At 53.2% G+C, this 17,385-nt stretch carries 15 protein-coding genes, 4 tRNA genes and 1 other RNA gene; 14 read left to right on the top strand and 6 right to left on the bottom strand.

The features are described from left to right. Nucleotides 1-198: 198 nt before the first annotated feature. The 6 genes from B1H58_RS13050 (at nt 199) to B1H58_RS13025 (ending at nt 1,319) form a co-directional block, all read left to right on the top strand. Nucleotides 199-274: transfer RNA gene (locus B1H58_RS13050), tRNA-Val, on the top strand. A 41-nt stretch (nt 275-315) separates the two neighbouring features. After that, nucleotides 316-391, top strand: a tRNA-Val gene (locus B1H58_RS13045). Nucleotides 392-432: 41 nt separating this feature from the next. Next, nucleotides 433-508, top strand: a tRNA-Val gene (locus tag B1H58_RS13040). A 2-nt stretch (nt 509-510) separates the two neighbouring features. Then, a tRNA-Lys gene (locus B1H58_RS13035) sits at nt 511-586 on the top strand. Between the two features lie 29 nt (nt 587-615). After that, nucleotides 616-740, top strand: a non-coding RNA gene (locus tag B1H58_RS13030) — RtT sRNA. A gap of 213 nt (nt 741-953) precedes the next feature. Then, nucleotides 954-1,319, top strand: coding sequence for a FlxA-like family protein (locus tag B1H58_RS13025; protein ID WP_085070926.1), 366 nt, complete (start codon nt 954-956; stop codon nt 1,317-1,319). Here the strand turns inward: B1H58_RS13025 and B1H58_RS13020 are convergent. Continuing rightward, entirely contained in the window at nt 1,316-2,236 is a 921-nt protein-coding gene (locus B1H58_RS13020; RefSeq protein WP_085070925.1) for a LysR family transcriptional regulator, read from the bottom strand. The two genes, B1H58_RS13025 and B1H58_RS13020, sit on opposite strands and share 4 nt — an antisense overlap. A 93-nt stretch (nt 2,237-2,329) precedes the next feature. Here B1H58_RS13020 and B1H58_RS13015 point away from each other — a divergent pair, with 93 nt between their 5' ends. Next, the gene (locus B1H58_RS13015) at nt 2,330-3,346 is read left to right on the top strand and encodes a bile acid:sodium symporter family protein (RefSeq protein ID WP_085070924.1); all 1,017 of its coding nucleotides are present in this window, start codon (nt 2,330-2,332) and stop codon (nt 3,344-3,346) included. Nucleotides 3,347-3,380: 34 nt separating this feature from the next. On the opposite strand, the gene B1H58_RS13010 is transcribed toward B1H58_RS13015, so the two are convergent. The 3 genes from B1H58_RS13010 to zipA form a co-directional block, all read right to left on the bottom strand. After that, on the bottom strand, nt 3,381-3,593 hold the full coding sequence (locus B1H58_RS13010; RefSeq protein WP_085070923.1) for a DUF3820 family protein: 213 nt from the start codon (nt 3,591-3,593) through the stop codon (nt 3,381-3,383). Further along, nucleotides 3,586-5,613 (bottom strand): NAD-dependent DNA ligase LigA, encoded by a 2,028-nt coding sequence (gene ligA / locus B1H58_RS13005; protein ID WP_085070922.1) that lies wholly within the window; start codon nt 5,611-5,613, stop codon nt 3,586-3,588. Before ligA ends, B1H58_RS13010 begins: the two co-directional genes overlap by 8 nt. A 69-nt stretch (nt 5,614-5,682) precedes the next feature. Continuing rightward, nucleotides 5,683-6,738: a cell division protein ZipA gene (gene zipA / locus B1H58_RS13000; protein WP_085070921.1), complete on the bottom strand. Its 1,056-nt coding sequence runs from the start codon at nt 6,736-6,738 to the stop codon at nt 5,683-5,685. Nucleotides 6,739-6,956: 218 nt separating this feature from the next. Here zipA and cysZ point away from each other — a divergent pair, with 218 nt between their 5' ends. From cysZ to crr, 5 genes are all read left to right on the top strand, one after another. Next, entirely contained in the window at nt 6,957-7,751 is a 795-nt protein-coding gene (gene cysZ, locus B1H58_RS12995) for a sulfate transporter CysZ (protein WP_085070920.1), read from the top strand. 144 nt (nt 7,752-7,895) lie between these two features. Next, nucleotides 7,896-8,864 carry a cysteine synthase A gene (cysK, locus tag B1H58_RS12990; protein ID WP_085070919.1) on the top strand — a complete coding sequence of 323 codons (969 nt, stop codon included), beginning with the start codon at nt 7,896-7,898 and terminating at the stop codon, nt 8,862-8,864. A gap of 397 nt (nt 8,865-9,261) precedes the next feature. Further along, on the top strand, nt 9,262-9,519 hold the full coding sequence (gene ptsH, locus B1H58_RS12985) for a phosphocarrier protein Hpr (protein ID WP_038624898.1): 258 nt from the start codon (nt 9,262-9,264) through the stop codon (nt 9,517-9,519). A 157-nt stretch (nt 9,520-9,676) separates the two neighbouring features. After that, nucleotides 9,677-11,404 (top strand): phosphoenolpyruvate-protein phosphotransferase PtsI, encoded by a 1,728-nt coding sequence (gene ptsI, locus B1H58_RS12980; protein ID WP_085070918.1) that lies wholly within the window; start codon nt 9,677-9,679, stop codon nt 11,402-11,404. Nucleotides 11,405-11,447: 43 nt separating this feature from the next. After that, entirely contained in the window at nt 11,448-11,951 is a 504-nt protein-coding gene (gene crr / locus B1H58_RS12975) for a PTS glucose transporter subunit IIA (protein ID WP_085070917.1), read from the top strand. Nucleotides 11,952-12,016: 65 nt separating this feature from the next. Here crr and B1H58_RS12970 read toward each other — a convergent pair whose 3' ends face one another. Then, nucleotides 12,017-13,366, bottom strand: coding sequence for an ATP-binding protein (locus B1H58_RS12970; protein ID WP_085070916.1), 1,350 nt, complete (start codon nt 13,364-13,366; stop codon nt 12,017-12,019). Next, entirely contained in the window at nt 13,363-14,043 is a 681-nt protein-coding gene (locus tag B1H58_RS12965; RefSeq protein WP_085070914.1) for a response regulator transcription factor, read from the bottom strand. The genes B1H58_RS12970 and B1H58_RS12965 overlap by 4 nt, the downstream gene beginning before the upstream one ends. A gap of 170 nt (nt 14,044-14,213) precedes the next feature. Here B1H58_RS12965 and B1H58_RS12960 point away from each other — a divergent pair, with 170 nt between their 5' ends. Beyond that, a complete protein-coding gene (locus tag B1H58_RS12960) occupies nt 14,214-15,410 on the top strand; it encodes an efflux RND transporter periplasmic adaptor subunit (RefSeq protein ID WP_085070912.1) in 1,197 nt (398 codons plus the stop codon). Further along, on the top strand, nt 15,410-17,347 hold the full coding sequence (locus tag B1H58_RS12955) for a MacB family efflux pump subunit (protein WP_085070910.1): 1,938 nt from the start codon (nt 15,410-15,412) through the stop codon (nt 17,345-17,347). Before B1H58_RS12960 ends, B1H58_RS12955 begins: the two co-directional genes overlap by 1 nt. Nucleotides 17,348-17,385 lie beyond the last annotated feature (38 nt).

Raw genomic sequence — 17,385 nt, 5'->3', positions numbered from 1 at the left:
ATATTCTATCACTTGCCCCTGATTCCTCAACGGCAAACCCGGCGTTGATGCGGCATGCTGCTGAATTTTCATGCATCCGGAAGGCGGTTTCGGCTAAAAGCGCGACACGCTGCCTAATTTTAAGACGAACAAACATTTTCGTTTTAAAAAGCGTTGACTCGTTGCGAACTCTCCCTATAATGCGACTCCACACAGCGGGGGTGATTAGCTCAGTTGGTAGAGCACCTCCCTTACAAGGAGGGGGTCGGCGGTTCGAGCCCGTCATCACCCACCATCTTCAGGATGGCCCGCAGTGTAAGACAGATGATAAAAGATGGGTGATTAGCTCAGTTGGTAGAGCACCTCCCTTACAAGGAGGGGGTCGGCGGTTCGAGCCCGTCATCACCCACCATCTTCAGGATGGCCCGCAGTGTAAGACAGATGATAAAAGATGGGTGATTAGCTCAGTTGGTAGAGCACCTCCCTTACAAGGAGGGGGTCGGCGGTTCGAGCCCGTCATCACCCACCATCGGGTCGTTAGCTCAGTTGGTAGAGCAGTTGACTTTTAATCAATTGGTCGCAGGTTCGAATCCTGCACGACCCACCAGTGTAGAAAGGCGCCCTAAAGGCGCCTTTTTGCTATGCGTAATCGGCAGGATGAGAACCTGCCGCAGGTTCGGGCCGAGCGAAGCGAGACAACGTTGCCAGCGGCAACGGCCCGAAGGGCGAGGCGAAGCCGAGTTATCCTGCACGACCCACCAGTGTAGAAAGGCGCCCTAAAGGCGCCTTTTTGCTATGCGTAATCAGCAGGATGAGACGCTAGCTGGTTCGGGTCGAGCGTAAGCGAGACAACGTTGCCCCTCAGATATTTTTCAGTCTTTTCACTTCCTTAACGCTTCTTTTACGCTTCTCAGCGTCAAGCCTCTGTTAATACCGACCGATAAACGTATTGGTCTATTAAAAAGGAGAAGATCGTGACAACTATCAATACTTCCACGCCAGGCGTTAGCCAGAGCAGCAGCGCCAGTAGTTCCAGCAGTGGTAGCGACGTATCATCGCAAATTTCTCGTCTGACTAACCAGATTACTAAGCTGCAGCAGCAGCTGAAAGAAGTGACTAACTCAGACTCTTCCGCAGAAGAAAAACAGAAACAGCAGGAGCAGATCCAGGGTCAGATTGAAATGCTGCAAGCTCAGTTAGCTCAGCTACAGCGTCAACAGGCTGAAGAAGCGGCAAAGAAACAGCAGAACAGCAACAGCTCAAGCAACCCGAGCGACCCGAAAGTGGCTGATGGGGTGAATCGCCCTACCGCAGAAAATCAAATTAACGTTTATATCTAAAAAGCGGGCATGCTTTGCCGCTGTTGCGTCAGCAGCATCGCCTGCTGACGCACTTCCTGCCAGATAACCTCGGCTGCGGGCGTCAAAGAGCGGTTTTTTCGCCGAATCAGCATCAGCGTACGATTAATCTCCGGCAACAGCCTGCGTACCATTAATGGCCGCCCTGCAGGCAAGGGCAGCGCCAGCGCTGGCAGAATACTGATTCCGATCCCCGCCTCGACCATGGGATACAGCGTGGTAGGGTGACCAATTTCCTGAACAATCTCTGCCTCCACTCGCTGTTGCTTAAGCGCCTCATCAATCAACACCCGACTACCGGAAGCATAATCCTGTAATACCATGGTACGTCCACTCAGCATCTGCCAGTGAAGTTCTTTAGCGTATGCCAGTTCATCATCCTGTCGGCACAGCAGCAGGAAAGGCTCATCAAGAATGGGCTGCGATGTAAACTCTCCTGCGGTCAACGGGCCAACCACAATGCCGAAATCCACCTCAGCATCACGCACGCTTTGAATAACCCACTGCTGCGGCCGGTCACGTAGCAAAACTTTGATTTCAGGGTAATTAAGCTGACTGGCGGCCAGACACTGCGGCATCAAGTGGGCAGAAATAGTCTGACTGGCCGCTACCCGCACCGTGCCGCTGCGCTGTTGCCCAAAGCTGCGTGCATCCAGCAACGTAGTATTCAGCTCTTCCAGTAGACGCTCAAGGCGATTAGCCAGCAGCTGTCCGGCGCTGGTAAGAAGCACTTCGCGTGTCGTACGGTCCAGCAGACGAATCCCCATCTCCGCTTCCAGCTCTTTAATGCTATGGCTCACCGCCGACTGGCTAAGACCAATCACCTGCCCTGCCTGGCTAAAGCTCCCGTGCTGCGCAACAGCCACAAACACCCGCAGTTGGCGTAACGTATAATTCATCTATTTTATTCATTAATGGATGCAATAAATCAATTTTATTTCTAAACCCGACTGGCACACAATAGACCATCGAATTTTAACCTGGATTTAACAATGCGGATTTTGCGTCTCGACCCGATGATGGTCAAATTGCTGATTGTCGTACTGCTGGCAACGTTTTTACCGGCAAAGGGCGGCTTTGTTCCTTTTTTTGAATGGCTGACCACCGCCGCGATTGCGCTGTTGTTTTTTATGCACGGTGCCAAACTTTCGCGGGAAAAGATCATTGCCGGCAGCAGCCACTGGCGGCTGCATCTGTGGATTATGTTCAGCACCTTTGTGCTCTTTCCGATTCTGGGCCTGCTGCTGGTGTGGTGGCATCCGGTTAATCTCAGCAACGAAATTTATACCGGCTTCATTTACCTCTGTATTTTGCCGGCTACGGTTCAGTCCGCTATCGCCTTTACTTCAATGGCGGGCGGTAACGTTGCGGCTGCCGTCTGCAGCGCTTCCGCTTCCAGCCTGCTCGGCGTGTTTATCTCCCCGCTGTTAGTCAATCTGGTAATGAATATTCATAGCGAGATGCCGGGCAACGGCCTGGAGCAAATTGGTCGCATTATGCTGCAGCTGCTGGTGCCTTTTGTGCTGGGACACCTGTCGCGTCGCTGGATTGGCGGCTGGGTTGAACGCCATCGCAGCCTGATTGGTAAAACCGATCAGGCTTCAATTCTGCTGGTGGTCTATTCTGCCTTTAGTGAGGCGGTGGTTAACGGAATCTGGCATCGGGTGGGCATAATCACTCTGCTATGGATCCTGGCGGGAAGCGTGCTGCTGTTGGCAATTGTACTGATAGTGAATTTGCTGGCGGCGCGGCTGTTCGGCTTTAAGCGGGCGGATGAGATTACTATTCTGTTCTGCGGCTCGAAAAAGAGCCTGGCGAACGGCGTCCCTATGGCTAATATCCTGTTTCCTGCCGCCGCCGTGGGTATTATCGTGTTGCCGCTGATGGTGTTTCATCAGGTACAGCTGATGGTGTGTTCGTTTATTGCTCAACGCTATAAAAAGAAAAATGAAGCCGAGCTTCAGGCCAGCGAGTCAACAGGCAAAGCTATGATGGAATCTCAAAAGTAAACCAGACGCGCCGTCGCTGACGGCGCGCTCAAACTTAACGCTTAAGCGGCTTCACCAGCCCTTCCAGTCCTTCAATCTTGATTGCCAGCGTCAGCTGCATCAGCTCGCCCAACTGCCCTGCCGGAAATTCGCCCTTGCGGGCGAACCACAGCAGATAAGGCTCAGGCAGATCGATTAATACGCGTCCCTGATATTTACCGAAAGGCATCACAGTATTGGCGATATCGATCAGCTGTTGTTTATCCATTCTGGCTATCCAGCAGGCGGATCATTTCCGCTTCATCAATGACCTCGATTCCCAGCTCCTGCGCCTTAGCCAGCTTGGAACCTGCCGCTTCGCCCGCGATCACCAAATCGGTTTTCTTTGATACGCTACCGCTAACTTTGGCTCCCAGCGCGGTTAAACGCTCTTTCGCCTCATCGCGTGACATAATACTCAGCGAGCCGGTCAGCACCAGGGTTTTACCGGCAAACGGATTGTCCAGCTCTTCGACATTCACCAGGGTAATTTCTGGCCAGTGGATACCAATATCCTCGACCAGCTGGCGGATAACTTCACGGTTGCTCTCTTCTTCCATAAAATTGCGCACGTGGGAAGCGACAATCTTGCCCACATCCTGCACGGCAATCAGCGCATCCAGATCGGCATCCATGATCTTTTCCAGCGAGCCGAAATGATTTGCCAGGTTCACCGCCGTCGCTTCACCAACTTCACGAATGCCTAACGCATAGAGAAAACGCGGCAAGGTAGTGGCTTTCGCCTTATTAAGCGCATCGACAATGTTTTGCGCCGATTTCGGCCCCATGCGATCCAGACCGGTCAGCAGACCGGCGCTGAGGCGGAACAGATCGGCGGGCGTTTTCACATACTCTTTTTCCACCAGCTGATCGATGATTTTATCGCCCATGCCCTCGACATCCATCGCACGACGCGAGACAAAATGCTTCAGCGCCTCTTTACGCTGCGCGCCGCAAATCAGGCCGCCAGTGCAGCGGGTTACCGCCTCGCCTTCCACTCGCTCTACGTCCGAACCGCAAACCGGGCAGTGGCTGGGGAAAGTAATTTCTTGCGTATCGTCAGGGCGCTCTGATTCCACTACATTGACCACCTGCGGTATCACATCACCCGCACGGCGGATAACCACGCGATCGCCAATTCGCAGGCCAAGGCGAGCGATCTCATCGGCATTATGCAACGTTGCGTTGCTGACCATAACGCCTGCAACCTGTACCGGCTCCAGACGTGCTACCGGTGTTATTGCGCCGGTACGACCAACCTGAAACTCTACGTCACGTACGCGCGTAAGCTGCTCCTGCGCCGGGAATTTAAACGCAATTGCCCAGCGTGGCGCGCGCGCCACAAAACCCAGACGTTCCTGCAGCTCCTGCGAATCAACCTTGATAACCACGCCATCAATATCAAAGCCAAGTTGAGGACGATCGCGCTCTACCTGATGATAAAAATCCAGTACTTCATTAGCGCTGTGATGAAGACGAATACGATCGCTGACCGGGAGCCCCCAGGCTTTAAACTGCTGCAAGCGTTCCCAGTGACTGTGCGGCAGCTCTCCGCCCTCTACCAGACCGATGCCGTAGCAGAAGAAGGTCAGCGGACGCCTGGCGGTAATCCGGGGATCAAGCTGGCGCAGCGATCCCGCTGCCGCATTACGCGGGTTGGCAAAAATTTTGCCACCGGTGCGGCGCGCTTCGGCGTTTAGCTTTTCAAATCCCACCTGATTCATAAACACTTCGCCACGCACTTCCAGCCGTGCAGGAATATTATCGCCTTTAAGACGCAGCGGAATCGCGCGGATGGTGCGCACATTGGCCGTGATATTTTCACCGGTCGTTCCGTCGCCACGGGTAGCGGCACGCACCAGCAGGCCATTTTCATACAGCAAACTCACTGCCAGGCCATCCAGCTTTAGCTCGCAGCAAAAAGTAATATCATCGCTGCTCTTCAGCCGATCCTGGACGCGCTTATTGAACGCCAGATAGCCCGCCTCGTCGAAAACGTTATCCAGCGACAGCATCGGCACTTCATGACGTACCTGTTCAAAAGCGGTTAACGGCGCGGCACCCACGCGTTGGGTGGGTGAATCAGGCGTGATTAAATCGGGATGCTGCTCTTCCAGCGCACGCAGTTCGCGCATCAGGCGGTCATATTCCGCATCGGGAACTTCCGGCGCATCCAGCACATGATAGAGATATTCATGATGACGAAGCGTGGTTCGCAGCTCGGTGATTTTTTCTTGTACGGATTCCATAACGCACCATCAGAGAAAGAAAACCCCCGGCAAGCGGGGGGTTCAGGGGAACAAAGCGGGAACCGGCTATCAGGCGTTCGCCTCAACTACGTCGCGGATCCGCGCCTTATAGGTTTCCAGTTTTTGCGGCGTCATCATCCGACGCTCATCATCCAGCACCACGCCGCCAACATCATCAGCGATGCGCTGCGCCGACTGCAGCATTAACTTAAAGTTTTGATGCGGATCGCCATAGGAAGGCACCATCATAAACATAGAAACGCCTGGCGTTGAAAAGTCTGACATTGCATCAGGATTGAACGATCCCGGCTTCACCATATTGGCCAGACTAAACAGCACCGGGCCGCTTCCGGCCGGGCTTAAATGACGATGGAAAATGTTCATTTCGCCAAACTGGAAGCCTGCCTGCAAAATGCCCTGCAGCAGGCTTTCGCCGTTCAGCTCGCCGCCAGCGTGAGCAGCGACATGCAGCACCAGTACCGTCTCTTTGCGACGCGCTTCTTCACGCGATTGCGATACAGGCTCTGCGGCTGCAGGTGCCGCTGGCGCATCGCTTTCAACGTTCATTACCGGTTCATCATCATCACGCCACTGCGGTTCATCATCCAGTAGAGGATCGGCAGGCTGCTGTAACGGCGCTTCAACCGGACGCGCAGGCGCGGGCTGCTGCGTACGTGACGCAGGCTGCTGCGTACGTGAAACGGTCGGCTGCCGCTCGCTTTGCGGATGCGGCTCAAAAGCGTCATCATCAACCGCAGCGGAAGGTTCGGCATCAAACAGCGGATCGCGTTCCGGCTGGGGAACAACAGGCACCGCCGTAGGTGTCGGTTGCGGCTTACGCGCAGCAGGACGTGGCGCGGGCTCTTCGTCTTCTGCAGTAAACCCATCAAAAGAAGGTTCATTATGTGAAGATTTTGTCGGCGTTCGTCGGACCCGAACGTCACCCACACCCTGGGTGTCTTCTTCGGTCAGGTTATCTTCTTGATCCTGCTTTAAACGCTTGTGCGGGCGATCACGAAACACAGATGAGCGCTCTTTACGGCTGGTCCACAGCCCGTGAAGCAGCAGCGCTATTATGGCGATCGCACCAACAACGATTAATATCAGACGCAAATCCTGCATCATTGTATTCTCTGTTGTTCCAATACCTTGCCACCACGGCAAACTTTATCCTCTAACTGTATTTGTCCCGCTAAACAAGTGCAAGTCTGCACCGGCTTTTCTGACAAATAAGATAGAGCCACCCCGATTTTTTGCTGTTTTTTCAGCCAAAACGCGACTGGTAAGAGAAAAAACCCAGGTTATGATAGCCTGGCCTGCCAAACAGAGGAGAAAAACTGTCGATGGCTACGGTTCAACCCACGTCTTACAATGGTATTCACTACTTCGCTCAGGGCTGGAAATTGATTCGCCTGCCGGGCATTCGCCGTTTCGTTGTTATCCCCCTGCTGATCAATATTATTCTGCTCGGCGGCGCTTTTACCTGGCTGTTTTATCGGCTTAACGAATGGATCCCCCGGCTGATGTCGCATGTGCCTGACTGGTTACAATGGTTAAGCTATCTGCTCTGGCCGCTTACAGTGCTTTCGATCGTGCTGGTGTTTAGCTACTTTTTTTCTACTATTGCGAACTGGGTCGCCGCGCCCTTTTGCGGTCTGCTGGCGGAACAGCTCGAAGGACGACTTACCGGACACCCGCTGCCCGATAGCGGCTGGCTGGCGCTGGTAAAAGATATTCCGCGCATCATGAAGCGCGAATGGCAGAAGCTCGCCTGGTATTTGCCGCGCGCGTTGGGATTGCTGTTGCTTTACTTTATTCCTGGTTTCGGCCAAACCGTTGCGCCGGTATTGTGGTTTCTGTTCAGCGCCTGGATGCTGGCTATTCAGTACTGTGACTATCCTTTTGATAATCATAAGGTCAGTTTTCAGAAAATGCTCGGTGCGCTGCGCCAGCACAAAACCGCTAATATGCAGTTCGGCGCGTTGGTAAGCCTGTTTACCATGATCCCGCTGCTTAATCTGGCGATTATGCCGGTCGCGGTCTGCGGCGCGACGGCGATGTGGGTTGATCGCTATCGCCAGCAGTTAGCTATGCCTGCGGTTCGCTCAGCGGAAGTTAAACAGGTTACCAGCCGCTGACAGCCGTATAAAACCGGCCTTATGCATTTTCGCTAAGGCTTATTTCAGCTAAACATATACATATACTATTTCCTTCCTTCCTTGCGAAACTGGAAAAGGTATGCTTTGACGGTTCCCTGAAATTCATACAGTTAAGGACGGGCTATGAGTAAGATTTATGAAGACAACTCTTTGACAATCGGTCATACGCCGCTGGTTCGTCTGAACCGCATCGGCAATGGACGCATTCTGGCGAAGGTTGAGTCCCGCAATCCCAGCTTCAGCGTCAAATGCCGTATCGGTGCCAATATGATATGGGACGCTGAAAAGCGCGGGATCCTGAAACCAGGCGTGGAGCTGGTGGAACCTACCAGCGGCAATACCGGGATCGCTCTGGCCTACGTTGCGGCCGCACGTGGCTATAAGTTGACGCTGACCATGCCGGAAACCATGTCCGTTGAACGCCGTAAACTGCTGAAAGCGCTGGGTGCCAGCCTGGTATTAACCGAAGGCGCAAAAGGCATGAAAGGCGCTATTGCTAAAGCAGAAGAGATCGTGGCCAGTAATCCGGACAAATTCCTGATGCTGCAGCAGTTCAGCAATCCGGCTAACCCGGAAATTCATGAGAAAACCACCGGCCCTGAAATCTGGGAAGATACCGATGGACAGATTGATGTCTTTATTTCCGGTGTCGGCACCGGCGGCACGCTGACCGGCGTTACCCGCTTCATTAAAAATACCAAAGGCAAAAAAGATCTGATCGCCGTGGCGGTTGAACCTACTGATTCACCGGTTATCGCTCAAACGTTGGCCGGGCAAGAAGTTAAACCCGGTCCGCATAAAATTCAGGGCATCGGCGCTGGTTTTATTCCGGGCAACCTGGATCTTAGTCTGGTGGATCAGGTTGTGGCCATCACAAATGAAGAGGCGATTTCCACTGCCCGACGTCTGATGGATGAAGAAGGGATTCTGGCTGGCATCTCTTCCGGTGCAGCCGTGGCCGCCGCGCTTAAATTGCAGGAAGACGAAGCTTACGCCAATAAAAATATTGTGGTAATCCTGCCCTCTTCCGGCGAGCGTTATCTGAGTACTGCCCTGTTTGCCGATCTTTTTACTGAAAAAGAACTGCAATAGTAGTGCCAGAGTACCGGCATTGTTGCAAAAAGCGCCTTTCGGGGTGCTTTTTTGTGGACCACTTCAAATTTTTACCACCCCTGTCATTGATTCACTCTGGTAGCTCTGGTATTTAAGCTGACAATTATTTCGAAGCGAAAAATTAATCGCGCTTTGAACTGGATCAAGCTGAATCGATTTACTGATTTGGCGGAATAGCGCAACACGCGGCATAATGAGGAGTAGAGCAGCGAAGCGAAAACCCCCGTTTTTTTGCCCCGTCCGCTCTCATACCTTAATTGCGCATTTTTTGGTGAGTCCCGTACTCGAACCAGCGCGACCTACACAGGCTAAAGTTTCGCCGCCAGGCTAGACTTTAGAGACAAAACACCAAACCTAATTAAGTTGGGGAAACATAATGTTCCAGCAAGAAGTTACCATCACCGCACCTAATGGCCTGCATACTCGTCCGGCTGCTCAGTTTGTTAAAGAAGCAAAAGCTTTTGCCTCAGAAATCACCGTGACGTCTAATGGTAAATCCGCCAGTGCGAAAAGCCTGTTCAAGCTGCAGACTCTGGGCCTGACTCAGGGTACCGTGGTGACGCTGTCCGCTGAAGGTGAAGATGAACAGCAGGCTGTTGAGCATCTGGTTAAACTGATGGCTGAACTCGAGTAATCGTCCAGCCGACGAAAAACCGTTTCATCAGGCAACTGAGTGCAAACATATTGATCGCGGACATTATGTCCGCGTTGTTGCATCCGTAAAGTACGGTTCCGCAGGATCCTGGCACCTCGTTTCGCCTGGTAGGCATCGTTATAATAAAGGTAGGGTTATGATTTCAGGCATTTTAGCATCACCGGGTATCGCTTTCGGCAAAGCACTTTTGCTGAAGGAAGATGAAATCGTTATCAACCGGAAGAAAATTTCTGCCGATCAGGTTGATCAGGAAGTTGCTCGTTTTCTTGAAGGTCGTGGTAAAGCCGCTGCACAGCTTGAAGCTATAAAAATTAAAGCTGGCGAGACTTTTGGCGAAGAAAAAGAAGCCATCTTCGAAGGCCACATTATGTTGCTGGAAGATGAAGAGCTGGAACAGGACATCATCAGCCTGATCAAAGATGAAATGGCCACGGCCGATGCCGCAACTCATAGCGTCATTGAAGGTCAGGCTAAAGCACTGGAAGAGCTGGATGATGAATATCTGAAAGAACGTGCTGCCGACGTACGTGATATCGGTAAGCGTCTGCTGCAGAATATTCTTGGCCTGCACATTGTCGATCTGAGTGCGATCAAAGACGAAGTTATTCTGGTTGCCAAAGATTTGACGCCGTCCGAAACCGCACAGCTGAATTTGAAAAAAGTGCTGGGCTTCATTACCGATCTTGGCGGTCGTACTTCACATACGTCTATTATGGCGCGCTCCCTTGAGCTACCTGCCATTGTCGGCACCGGTGACGTCACCAGTCGCGTTAAGAACGATGATTATGTGATTCTGGATGGCGTTAACAATAAAGTTTATGTTAACCCGACTGCTGAAGTCATCGAAGAGCTGAAGGCAGTACATCATCAATATCTGAGCGAGAAAAATGAACTCGCTAAACTGAAAGATCTGCCGGCGATCACGCTGGATGGACATCAGGTAGAAGTGGGCGCTAACATCGGCACCGTGCGTGATATTCCGGGCGCTGAGCGTAACGGCGCAGAGTGTGTTGGCCTGTATCGTACCGAGTTCCTGTTTATGGATCGCGATGCGCTGCCGACCGAAGAAGAACAGTTCCAGGCTTATAAAGCCGTTGCCGAAGCCATGGGCTCTCAGGCAGTGATTGTCCGTACCATGGACATTGGCGGTGATAAAGATCTGCCGTACATGAACCTGCCGAAAGAAGAGAACCCGTTCCTTGGCTGGCGCGCTATCCGTATCGCTATGGATCGCAAAGAAATTCTGCATGCACAGCTGCGTGCTATTCTGCGCGCTTCCGCGTTCGGCAAGCTGCGCATTATGTTCCCGATGATCATTTCCGTGGAAGAAGTGCGCTTCCTGAAAGCAGAGCTGGAGATGTTAAAAGCCCAGCTGCGTGAAGAAGGCAAAGCTTTCGACGAAACCATCGAAGTCGGTATTATGGTGGAAACGCCAGCCTCAGCCGTTATCGCTCGCCACCTGGCGAAAGAGGTCGACTTCTTTAGTATTGGGACAAACGATCTGACGCAGTATACTCTGGCGGTCGATCGCGGTAACGAACTGATTTCGCACCTTTATAACCCAATGACGCCGTCAGTTCTTGGCCTGATTAAGCAGGTAATCGATGCTTCTCACGCCGAAGGCAAGTGGACCGGCATGTGTGGTGAGCTGGCCGGTGATGAACGTGCTACACTACTGTTATTGGGAATGGGGCTGGATGAATTCAGCATGAGTGCCATTTCTATCCCGCGCATCAAGAAGATCATTCGTAACACGAACTTCGAAGATGCGAAGGCATTAGCAGAGCAGGCTCTGGCTCAACCGACCGCGGAAGAGTTGATGAACCTGGTCAACAAGTTCATTGAAGAAAAAACACTCTGCTGATTCCGCGATACGCTGGCCCAACATTACTGCTTAGGAGAAGATCATGGGTTTTTTATCCAAACTTTTTGGCGATAAAACAGAAAGCGCATCTGGCACTATTGAGATCGTCGCCCCGCTGTCTGGTGAGATCGTAAATATCGAAGACGTGCCAGACGTAGTATTTGCGGAAAAAATTGTCGGCGATGGCATCGCGATTAAACCGGCAGGCAATAAAATGGTTGCTCCGGTTGATGGCACCATCGGCAAAATTTTCGAAACCAACCATGCGTTCTCTATCGAATCCGATAACGGCATTGAGCTGTTCGTTCACTTCGGTATCGATACCGTGGAGCTGAAAGGCGAAGGCTTTAAACGCATCGCGGAAGAAGGCCAGAAAGTGAAGAAAGGCGATGTGGTTATTGAGTTTGACCTGCCGCTGCTGGAAGAGAAAGCGAAATCTACCCTGACGCCGGTCGTGATCTCCAATATGGATGAGATCAAAGAGCTGACCAAGCTGACCGGTCAGGTTATTGTTGGCGAAACCCCGGTGATTCGCATTAAAAAATAACGGTTTTCATGCTGACTAAAACGGCACCTGCGGGTGCCGTTTTTATATCATAATGCGGAGCTAAGCTAGTTTTCCCAGTGCGGCAGACGAATAATCATTTCTAACCCACCGTTACGCCCGTTAAGCGCCTGAACTTCACCATGATGCGCCAGCACCACCTTACGCACGATAGATAATCCCAAACCGTAACCTTTGCCCTGCATAGGTGAGTTAACGCGCACAAAGGGATCGAAAATGCTGGAGAGCTTATCGGCATCCACGCCAGGCCCGCTATCGCTCACACAAATGCTTAGCCAGTGGCCGTCAGGCCTCAGGCTCACTCTGACCACCTGCCCTCGTACCGAATAGCGCAGCGCGTTACGCACCACATTTTCTACCGCACGGCGTATCAGTTCGGCGTTGCCTTTCACCGTATAGTCGACATTTTCCCCGACCTCCAGCGTAATATTTACGCCAGGCAGCTGCGCCTCATAGCGCGCATCATTAACGACCATTTCCAGCAGACCGTGTAGATCGAAATATTGCTCATCGGGCATCTTTTCATTTTCGGCCCGTGACAGCGTCAGCAGCTCGCCAATCATCTTATCCAGCCGCCGCGCCTCTTCATCGATGCGATCGAGAGAGGCGTTAACCGACTCCGGCGTCTGACGTGCCAGACCGGTCGCCAGTTGCAGCCGTGCCAGCGGCGAGCGCAGCTCATGCGAAATATCGTGCAGCAACTCTTCACGCGCCTTCACCAACACAGCAAGGCGTTCAACCATCGCATCGAAATCACGGGCGACGACGGAAAACTCATCGTGGCGACGACGCATCTGCGGGTAAAGACGTACGGAAAGATCGCCATTGGATACGCGGGTAAAGCCCAGACGTAGTTGACGCATCGGCCGCGTCAGGTTCCATGCCAGCAAAGAGCTGAACAGCAGTCCCATTACCCCGGCAAACCAGAACACCGGCTCTGGAATATTCAGGATCTTACGCGGCGGTCTGCCCATCTCGCTGTCTTCTCGCAGCCCTTTTACGTCATAACGTAGCTGGTACTGCTGACCATCTGCGCCGGTCACCCACTCAATAACCTGATCGGGGAAGCCGCTACCCGGCAGTGAAAGATTGAGCTGATGACGCGAAATCTCCTGCGGTGGCGTCGGCATAAGCGTGACAGAAAAAAAACGACGATCGCCGGGCGACCAGTCCGACATCATATTATCCAGCGCTGGCAGACCGCCGTGCTGCAATACCGAAACGGCTGAAGCCATCTGAAGATTAACAATACGCCGCGTGGCTATATGTTCTGGCGGCTCGCGATGCTTGCCATACAGGGTGAACCCCAGCCACAGCAGTTGGCTAATCAGAAAAAACACCAGCAGGAAACCAAACAGGATTTTCCAGAACAGGCGACCACGAAAACGGCTCCTCATCGAATGCGATAACCGATGCTGCGTACGGTTTCAATATTGATCGCCTCGCCAGCCAGGCTGGATAGTTTTTGCCGGATATTGCTGATATGCACATCCACGCTGCGATCGTAGGCTTCGCGTGGACGCCCCAGCCCTTTCTCCGACAATTCATCTTTTGTCACTACCCGATCGGGCGATCGCAGCAGCAAATCAAGCAGATTGAATTCAGAAGCGGTCAGGTCGAAAGGCTTGTTTTTCCATTCGCTGATACGTGTAGCTGGATTAAGCGTCAGATCGCCCCAGCGTACCACCTCTTTTTTCTCCTGCTGGGCAGGCAGCTCATCAAAACGACGCAGCACGGCCCGCAGGCGTGCCACCAGCTCACGGGGATAACAGGGTTTGGGGACATAGTCATCAGCGCCCATTTCAAGCCCGATAACCCGATCGATATTATCCCCTTTTGCCGTTAGCATAATCACCGGGATACGGCTGCTTTGCCGTACCTGACGCAGCACGTCAATACCACTCATATCCGGCAGCATGATATCTAATATCATCGCCTGAAAGTCACCGGACAGCGCGCTATTAATCCCGGCCTGACCGGTAAGCACCAGCGAGGCGTCAAAGCCCTCGCCCATTAAATATTCACTGAGCATCGTGCCCAGTTCCAGGTCATCGTCAACTAACAGAATTTTCATGCATGTACTCTCATAATCGGTTGGCGTTATTTTGACCTTAAGCGGAGCAGTACGCAGCAGAATTTACTCAATCCTTACAGATATTCTTGCCTGATTGGGCGGCTGTTTCACTTTATTGTGGCAGCCTTTTAGGCTATACCAGTGTTTTCTTCGTACCAGGGATATTGGTCATGGCATTAAGTCGCACCCTGTTCAGCCGTAAAGGATTTTTACTGCTGCTGTTTATCATCATTGCTGTTGTTATCGCCTGGGTGCTACTGCATCAACGCCAGGAACCCGCAGAATTTTTGACCGCTACGGCGGAACAGCGCCCGCTGCAACAGGCGGTGCTGGCAGACGGCACGCTCACCGCCAGCAAACTGGTTAGCGTCGGCGCGCAGGCTTCAGGTCAGATCAAACAGTTGCGGGTTGAATTAGGCGATCAGGTCAAACAGGGGCAGCTGGTGGCGGAAATTGACAGTATGACGCAGCAAAACGCCCTACAAAACGCGCAGGCGGCCTTAAAAAATATTGAAGCACAGCGGGCAGCTAAGCAGGCGCAGCTCAGCAACTATCGGGCAACCTTTGCCCGTCAGCAGGCGATGCTGGCCAGAAACCTTACGGCGAAAGCGGAGTATGACGATGCGCAGGCCATGCTGATCGCTACCGAAGCGGAGATCCGCGCGCTGGATGCACAGATCGTCCAGGCGCAAATTGAAGTGAATACCGCCCAGGTGAACCTTGGCTATACCCGTATCGTGTCACCGATGGACGGCACGGTTGTTTCGGTACCGGTTGAGGAGGGGCAAACGGTTAACGCCGTACAAAGCGCGCCAACGCTAATCAAAGTCGCCAACCTCGACACCATGACGGTAAAGGCGCAGATTTCTGAAGCGGACGTTATCAAGGTGGAACCGGGCATGAAAGTCTGGTTTACCATTCTCGGCGAGCCGCATAAACGCTATGAGGGCACACTGCGCGCCATCGAACCGGCACCGGACTCGATTAATAACGACAGCTCCAGCAGTAGCCTGACCAGCTCTTCCAGTAGCTCCAGCGATAAAACCGCCATCTATTATTATGGCCTGTTCGACGTGCCCAATCCGCAGCATCGCCTGCGCATCTCTATGTCGGCGGAGGTGCATATTGTGCTGGGTGAGCGCAAAAATGCCGTGGTGATCCCCGCAACCGCGCTGGATAACCTTGACGGTAAAACATCCGTACAGGTGCTGGATGCCAGTCAGCAGGTCACGCGCCGTCAGGTTGAGGTAGGGCTGAATGATAATGTCGAAGCGGAAATCGTTTCCGGCCTGAAGCCTGGCGAGAAAGTAGTGCTGGGCCAGCGCAGCGCAGCTGACGCGCCCGCTGGCGGCATGAGGCCACGATAATGGCGCTGCTACAGCTTAATGATATCTGCCGTTCTTTTCAGAATGGCGAACAACAGGTGCAGGTGCTGCGCAATATTAATCTGGCCATCAATTCAGGCGAGTTTGTGGCCATCGTAGGCCAGTCCGGCTCCGGCAAATCAACGTTAATGAATATTCTCGGCTGTCTGGATAAAGCCAGCGCCGGTGAATATCTGATTGCCGATCGCGCCGTCTCGGCACTGGATAACGATGCGCTGGCGGCGCTGCGGCGTGAGCATTTCGGCTTTATCTTCCAGCGCTATCACCTGCTAAGCGAACTGACGGCGCTGGGCAATGCTGAGATGCCCGCTATCTATGCCGGTCAGGCAGTGCAGACACGGCGTGAACGGGCCGCTGCCCTGCTGACGCGTCTTGGCCTCGGCGAGCGTCTGCATTATCGACCGGGTCAGCTTTCGGGCGGACAGCAGCAGCGTGTCAGTATTGCGCGCGCCCTGATGAACGGCGGCGAAGTGATCCTGGCCGATGAGCCGACCGGGGCGCTTGATAGCCACAGTGGCGAAGAGGTGATGCGCATCCTGCATGACCTGCATCAGCAAGGGCATACCATTGTTATCGTGACGCACGATATGCAGATTGCACAGCACGCACAGCGGATTATTGAAATACGCGATGGCGAGATTCTCAGCGACAGCCAGCGTCAGACACCTGAAGCTGGCTCGCGGCAAATAACCCGGCGCGCAGAAGGTAACGCCTGGCGCGCCGCGCGCGATCGGCTGACCGAAGCATTTCGTATGGCGCTGGTCTCAATGATGTCGCAGCGCTTACGCACATTCCTGACGATGCTGGGCATCATTATCGGTATCGCCTCGGTGGTTGCGGTTGTGGCATTAGGTAAAGGATCGCAGCAAAAAATCCTGCAAGAAATCAGCTCAATGGGCACCAGCACGCTGGATATTTTTCCCGGCAATGATTTTGGCGATATGAACTCCTCCGCCATTCAGACGCTGCGCGCCAGCGATGCCGATGCGCTGGCTTACCAGCCTTATGTGCATAGCGTCACCCCTTCGCTTTCAACCAGTACCACGCTGAAATATCGCAATCAGGCGCTGTCGGTAATGGTAAACGGCGTTGGCGAACAGTTTTTTGCCGTACGTGGCTATCATGTGACGCAGGGAATGGCCTTTGGCCGTCAGGGCATAGACAGCCTGGCGCAAGAGGCAGTGATTGATGAAAATACCCTAAAAAGGCTCTTCCCTCACGGTGAAAATCCGCTGGGTGAGGTAGTGATCCTCGGCAATATGCCGGTGCGCATTATCGGCGTCGCCACCCGCCAAAGCAGTTTCGGCAATGACAGCAATCTGAACCTGTGGGTGCCCTACACCACGGTGATGAAACGTATGGTTGGGCAGACGTGGCTCAGCGGCATTACCGTACGGGTGCGTGATAACGTTGATTTGGATCTGGCGGAACAGGGGGTTACGCGCCTGCTGACGCAGCGCCACAACGGCAAAGATTTTTTTATCCTTAATACCGACAGCATTCGGCAAACCATTGAGCGCACCACCGATACCATGACGCTGCTGGTAGCGATGATTGCACTGATTTCACTGCTGGTGGGCGGCATCGGGGTAATGAATATTATGCTGGTTTCAGTGACTGAGCGCACCCGTGAAATCGGCGTGCGCATGGCGGTAGGCGCGCGCGCCAGCGATATTATGCAGCAGTTTTTGATTGAAGCGGTGCTGGTCTGTCTGACCGGCGGTATTATCGGCGTGCTGCTGTCGCTGGTACCAGGCATCATTCTGGCGCAGACCACCAGCAATTTCAGCATGATCTACTCGCCCTTCTCAATCGTGGCAGCTTTTATCTGCTCCAGTCTGATCGGTGTGATCTTCGGCTTTTTCCCGGCAAGGCGGGCTGCTCGGCTCGACCCAATTCATGCGCTGGAACGCGAATAGTTGACCCTTTTGTTACAAAGCCGCAGGAGAGGCCCGCG

The organism is Pantoea alhagi, from assembly GCF_002101395.1.
Classification (GTDB): Bacteria; Pseudomonadota; Gammaproteobacteria; order Enterobacterales; family Enterobacteriaceae; genus Mixta; species Mixta alhagi.
Note: the sequence above shows the minus strand (reverse complement) of the source record. Positions and strands in the feature narration are given on the sequence as shown.

Excerpts from the sequence above, each read along its gene's own strand:
- B1H58_RS13020 (WP_085070925.1), bottom strand. The coding sequence starts at position 2,236 with ATGAATTATACGTTACGCCAACTGCGGGTGTTTGTGGCTGTTGCGCAG.
- B1H58_RS13015 (WP_085070924.1), top strand. The coding sequence starts at position 2,330 with ATGCGGATTTTGCGTCTCGACCCGATGATGGTCAAATTGCTGATTGTC.
- B1H58_RS13010 (WP_085070923.1), bottom strand. The coding sequence starts at position 3,593 with ATGGATAAACAACAGCTGATCGATATCGCCAATACTGTGATGCCTTTC.
- ligA (WP_085070922.1), bottom strand. The coding sequence starts at position 5,613 with ATGGAATCCGTACAAGAAAAAATCACCGAGCTGCGAACCACGCTTCGT.
- zipA (WP_085070921.1), bottom strand. The coding sequence starts at position 6,738 with ATGATGCAGGATTTGCGTCTGATATTAATCGTTGTTGGTGCGATCGCC.
- cysZ (WP_085070920.1), top strand. The coding sequence starts at position 6,957 with ATGGCTACGGTTCAACCCACGTCTTACAATGGTATTCACTACTTCGCT.
- cysK (WP_085070919.1), top strand. The coding sequence starts at position 7,896 with ATGAGTAAGATTTATGAAGACAACTCTTTGACAATCGGTCATACGCCG.
- ptsH (WP_038624898.1), top strand. The coding sequence starts at position 9,262 with ATGTTCCAGCAAGAAGTTACCATCACCGCACCTAATGGCCTGCATACT.
- ptsI (WP_085070918.1), top strand. The coding sequence starts at position 9,677 with ATGATTTCAGGCATTTTAGCATCACCGGGTATCGCTTTCGGCAAAGCA.
- crr (WP_085070917.1), top strand. The coding sequence starts at position 11,448 with ATGGGTTTTTTATCCAAACTTTTTGGCGATAAAACAGAAAGCGCATCT.
- B1H58_RS12970 (WP_085070916.1), bottom strand. The coding sequence starts at position 13,366 with ATGAGGAGCCGTTTTCGTGGTCGCCTGTTCTGGAAAATCCTGTTTGGT.
- B1H58_RS12965 (WP_085070914.1), bottom strand. The coding sequence starts at position 14,043 with ATGAAAATTCTGTTAGTTGACGATGACCTGGAACTGGGCACGATGCTC.
- B1H58_RS12960 (WP_085070912.1), top strand. The coding sequence starts at position 14,214 with ATGGCATTAAGTCGCACCCTGTTCAGCCGTAAAGGATTTTTACTGCTG.
- B1H58_RS12955 (WP_085070910.1), top strand. The coding sequence starts at position 15,410 with ATGGCGCTGCTACAGCTTAATGATATCTGCCGTTCTTTTCAGAATGGC.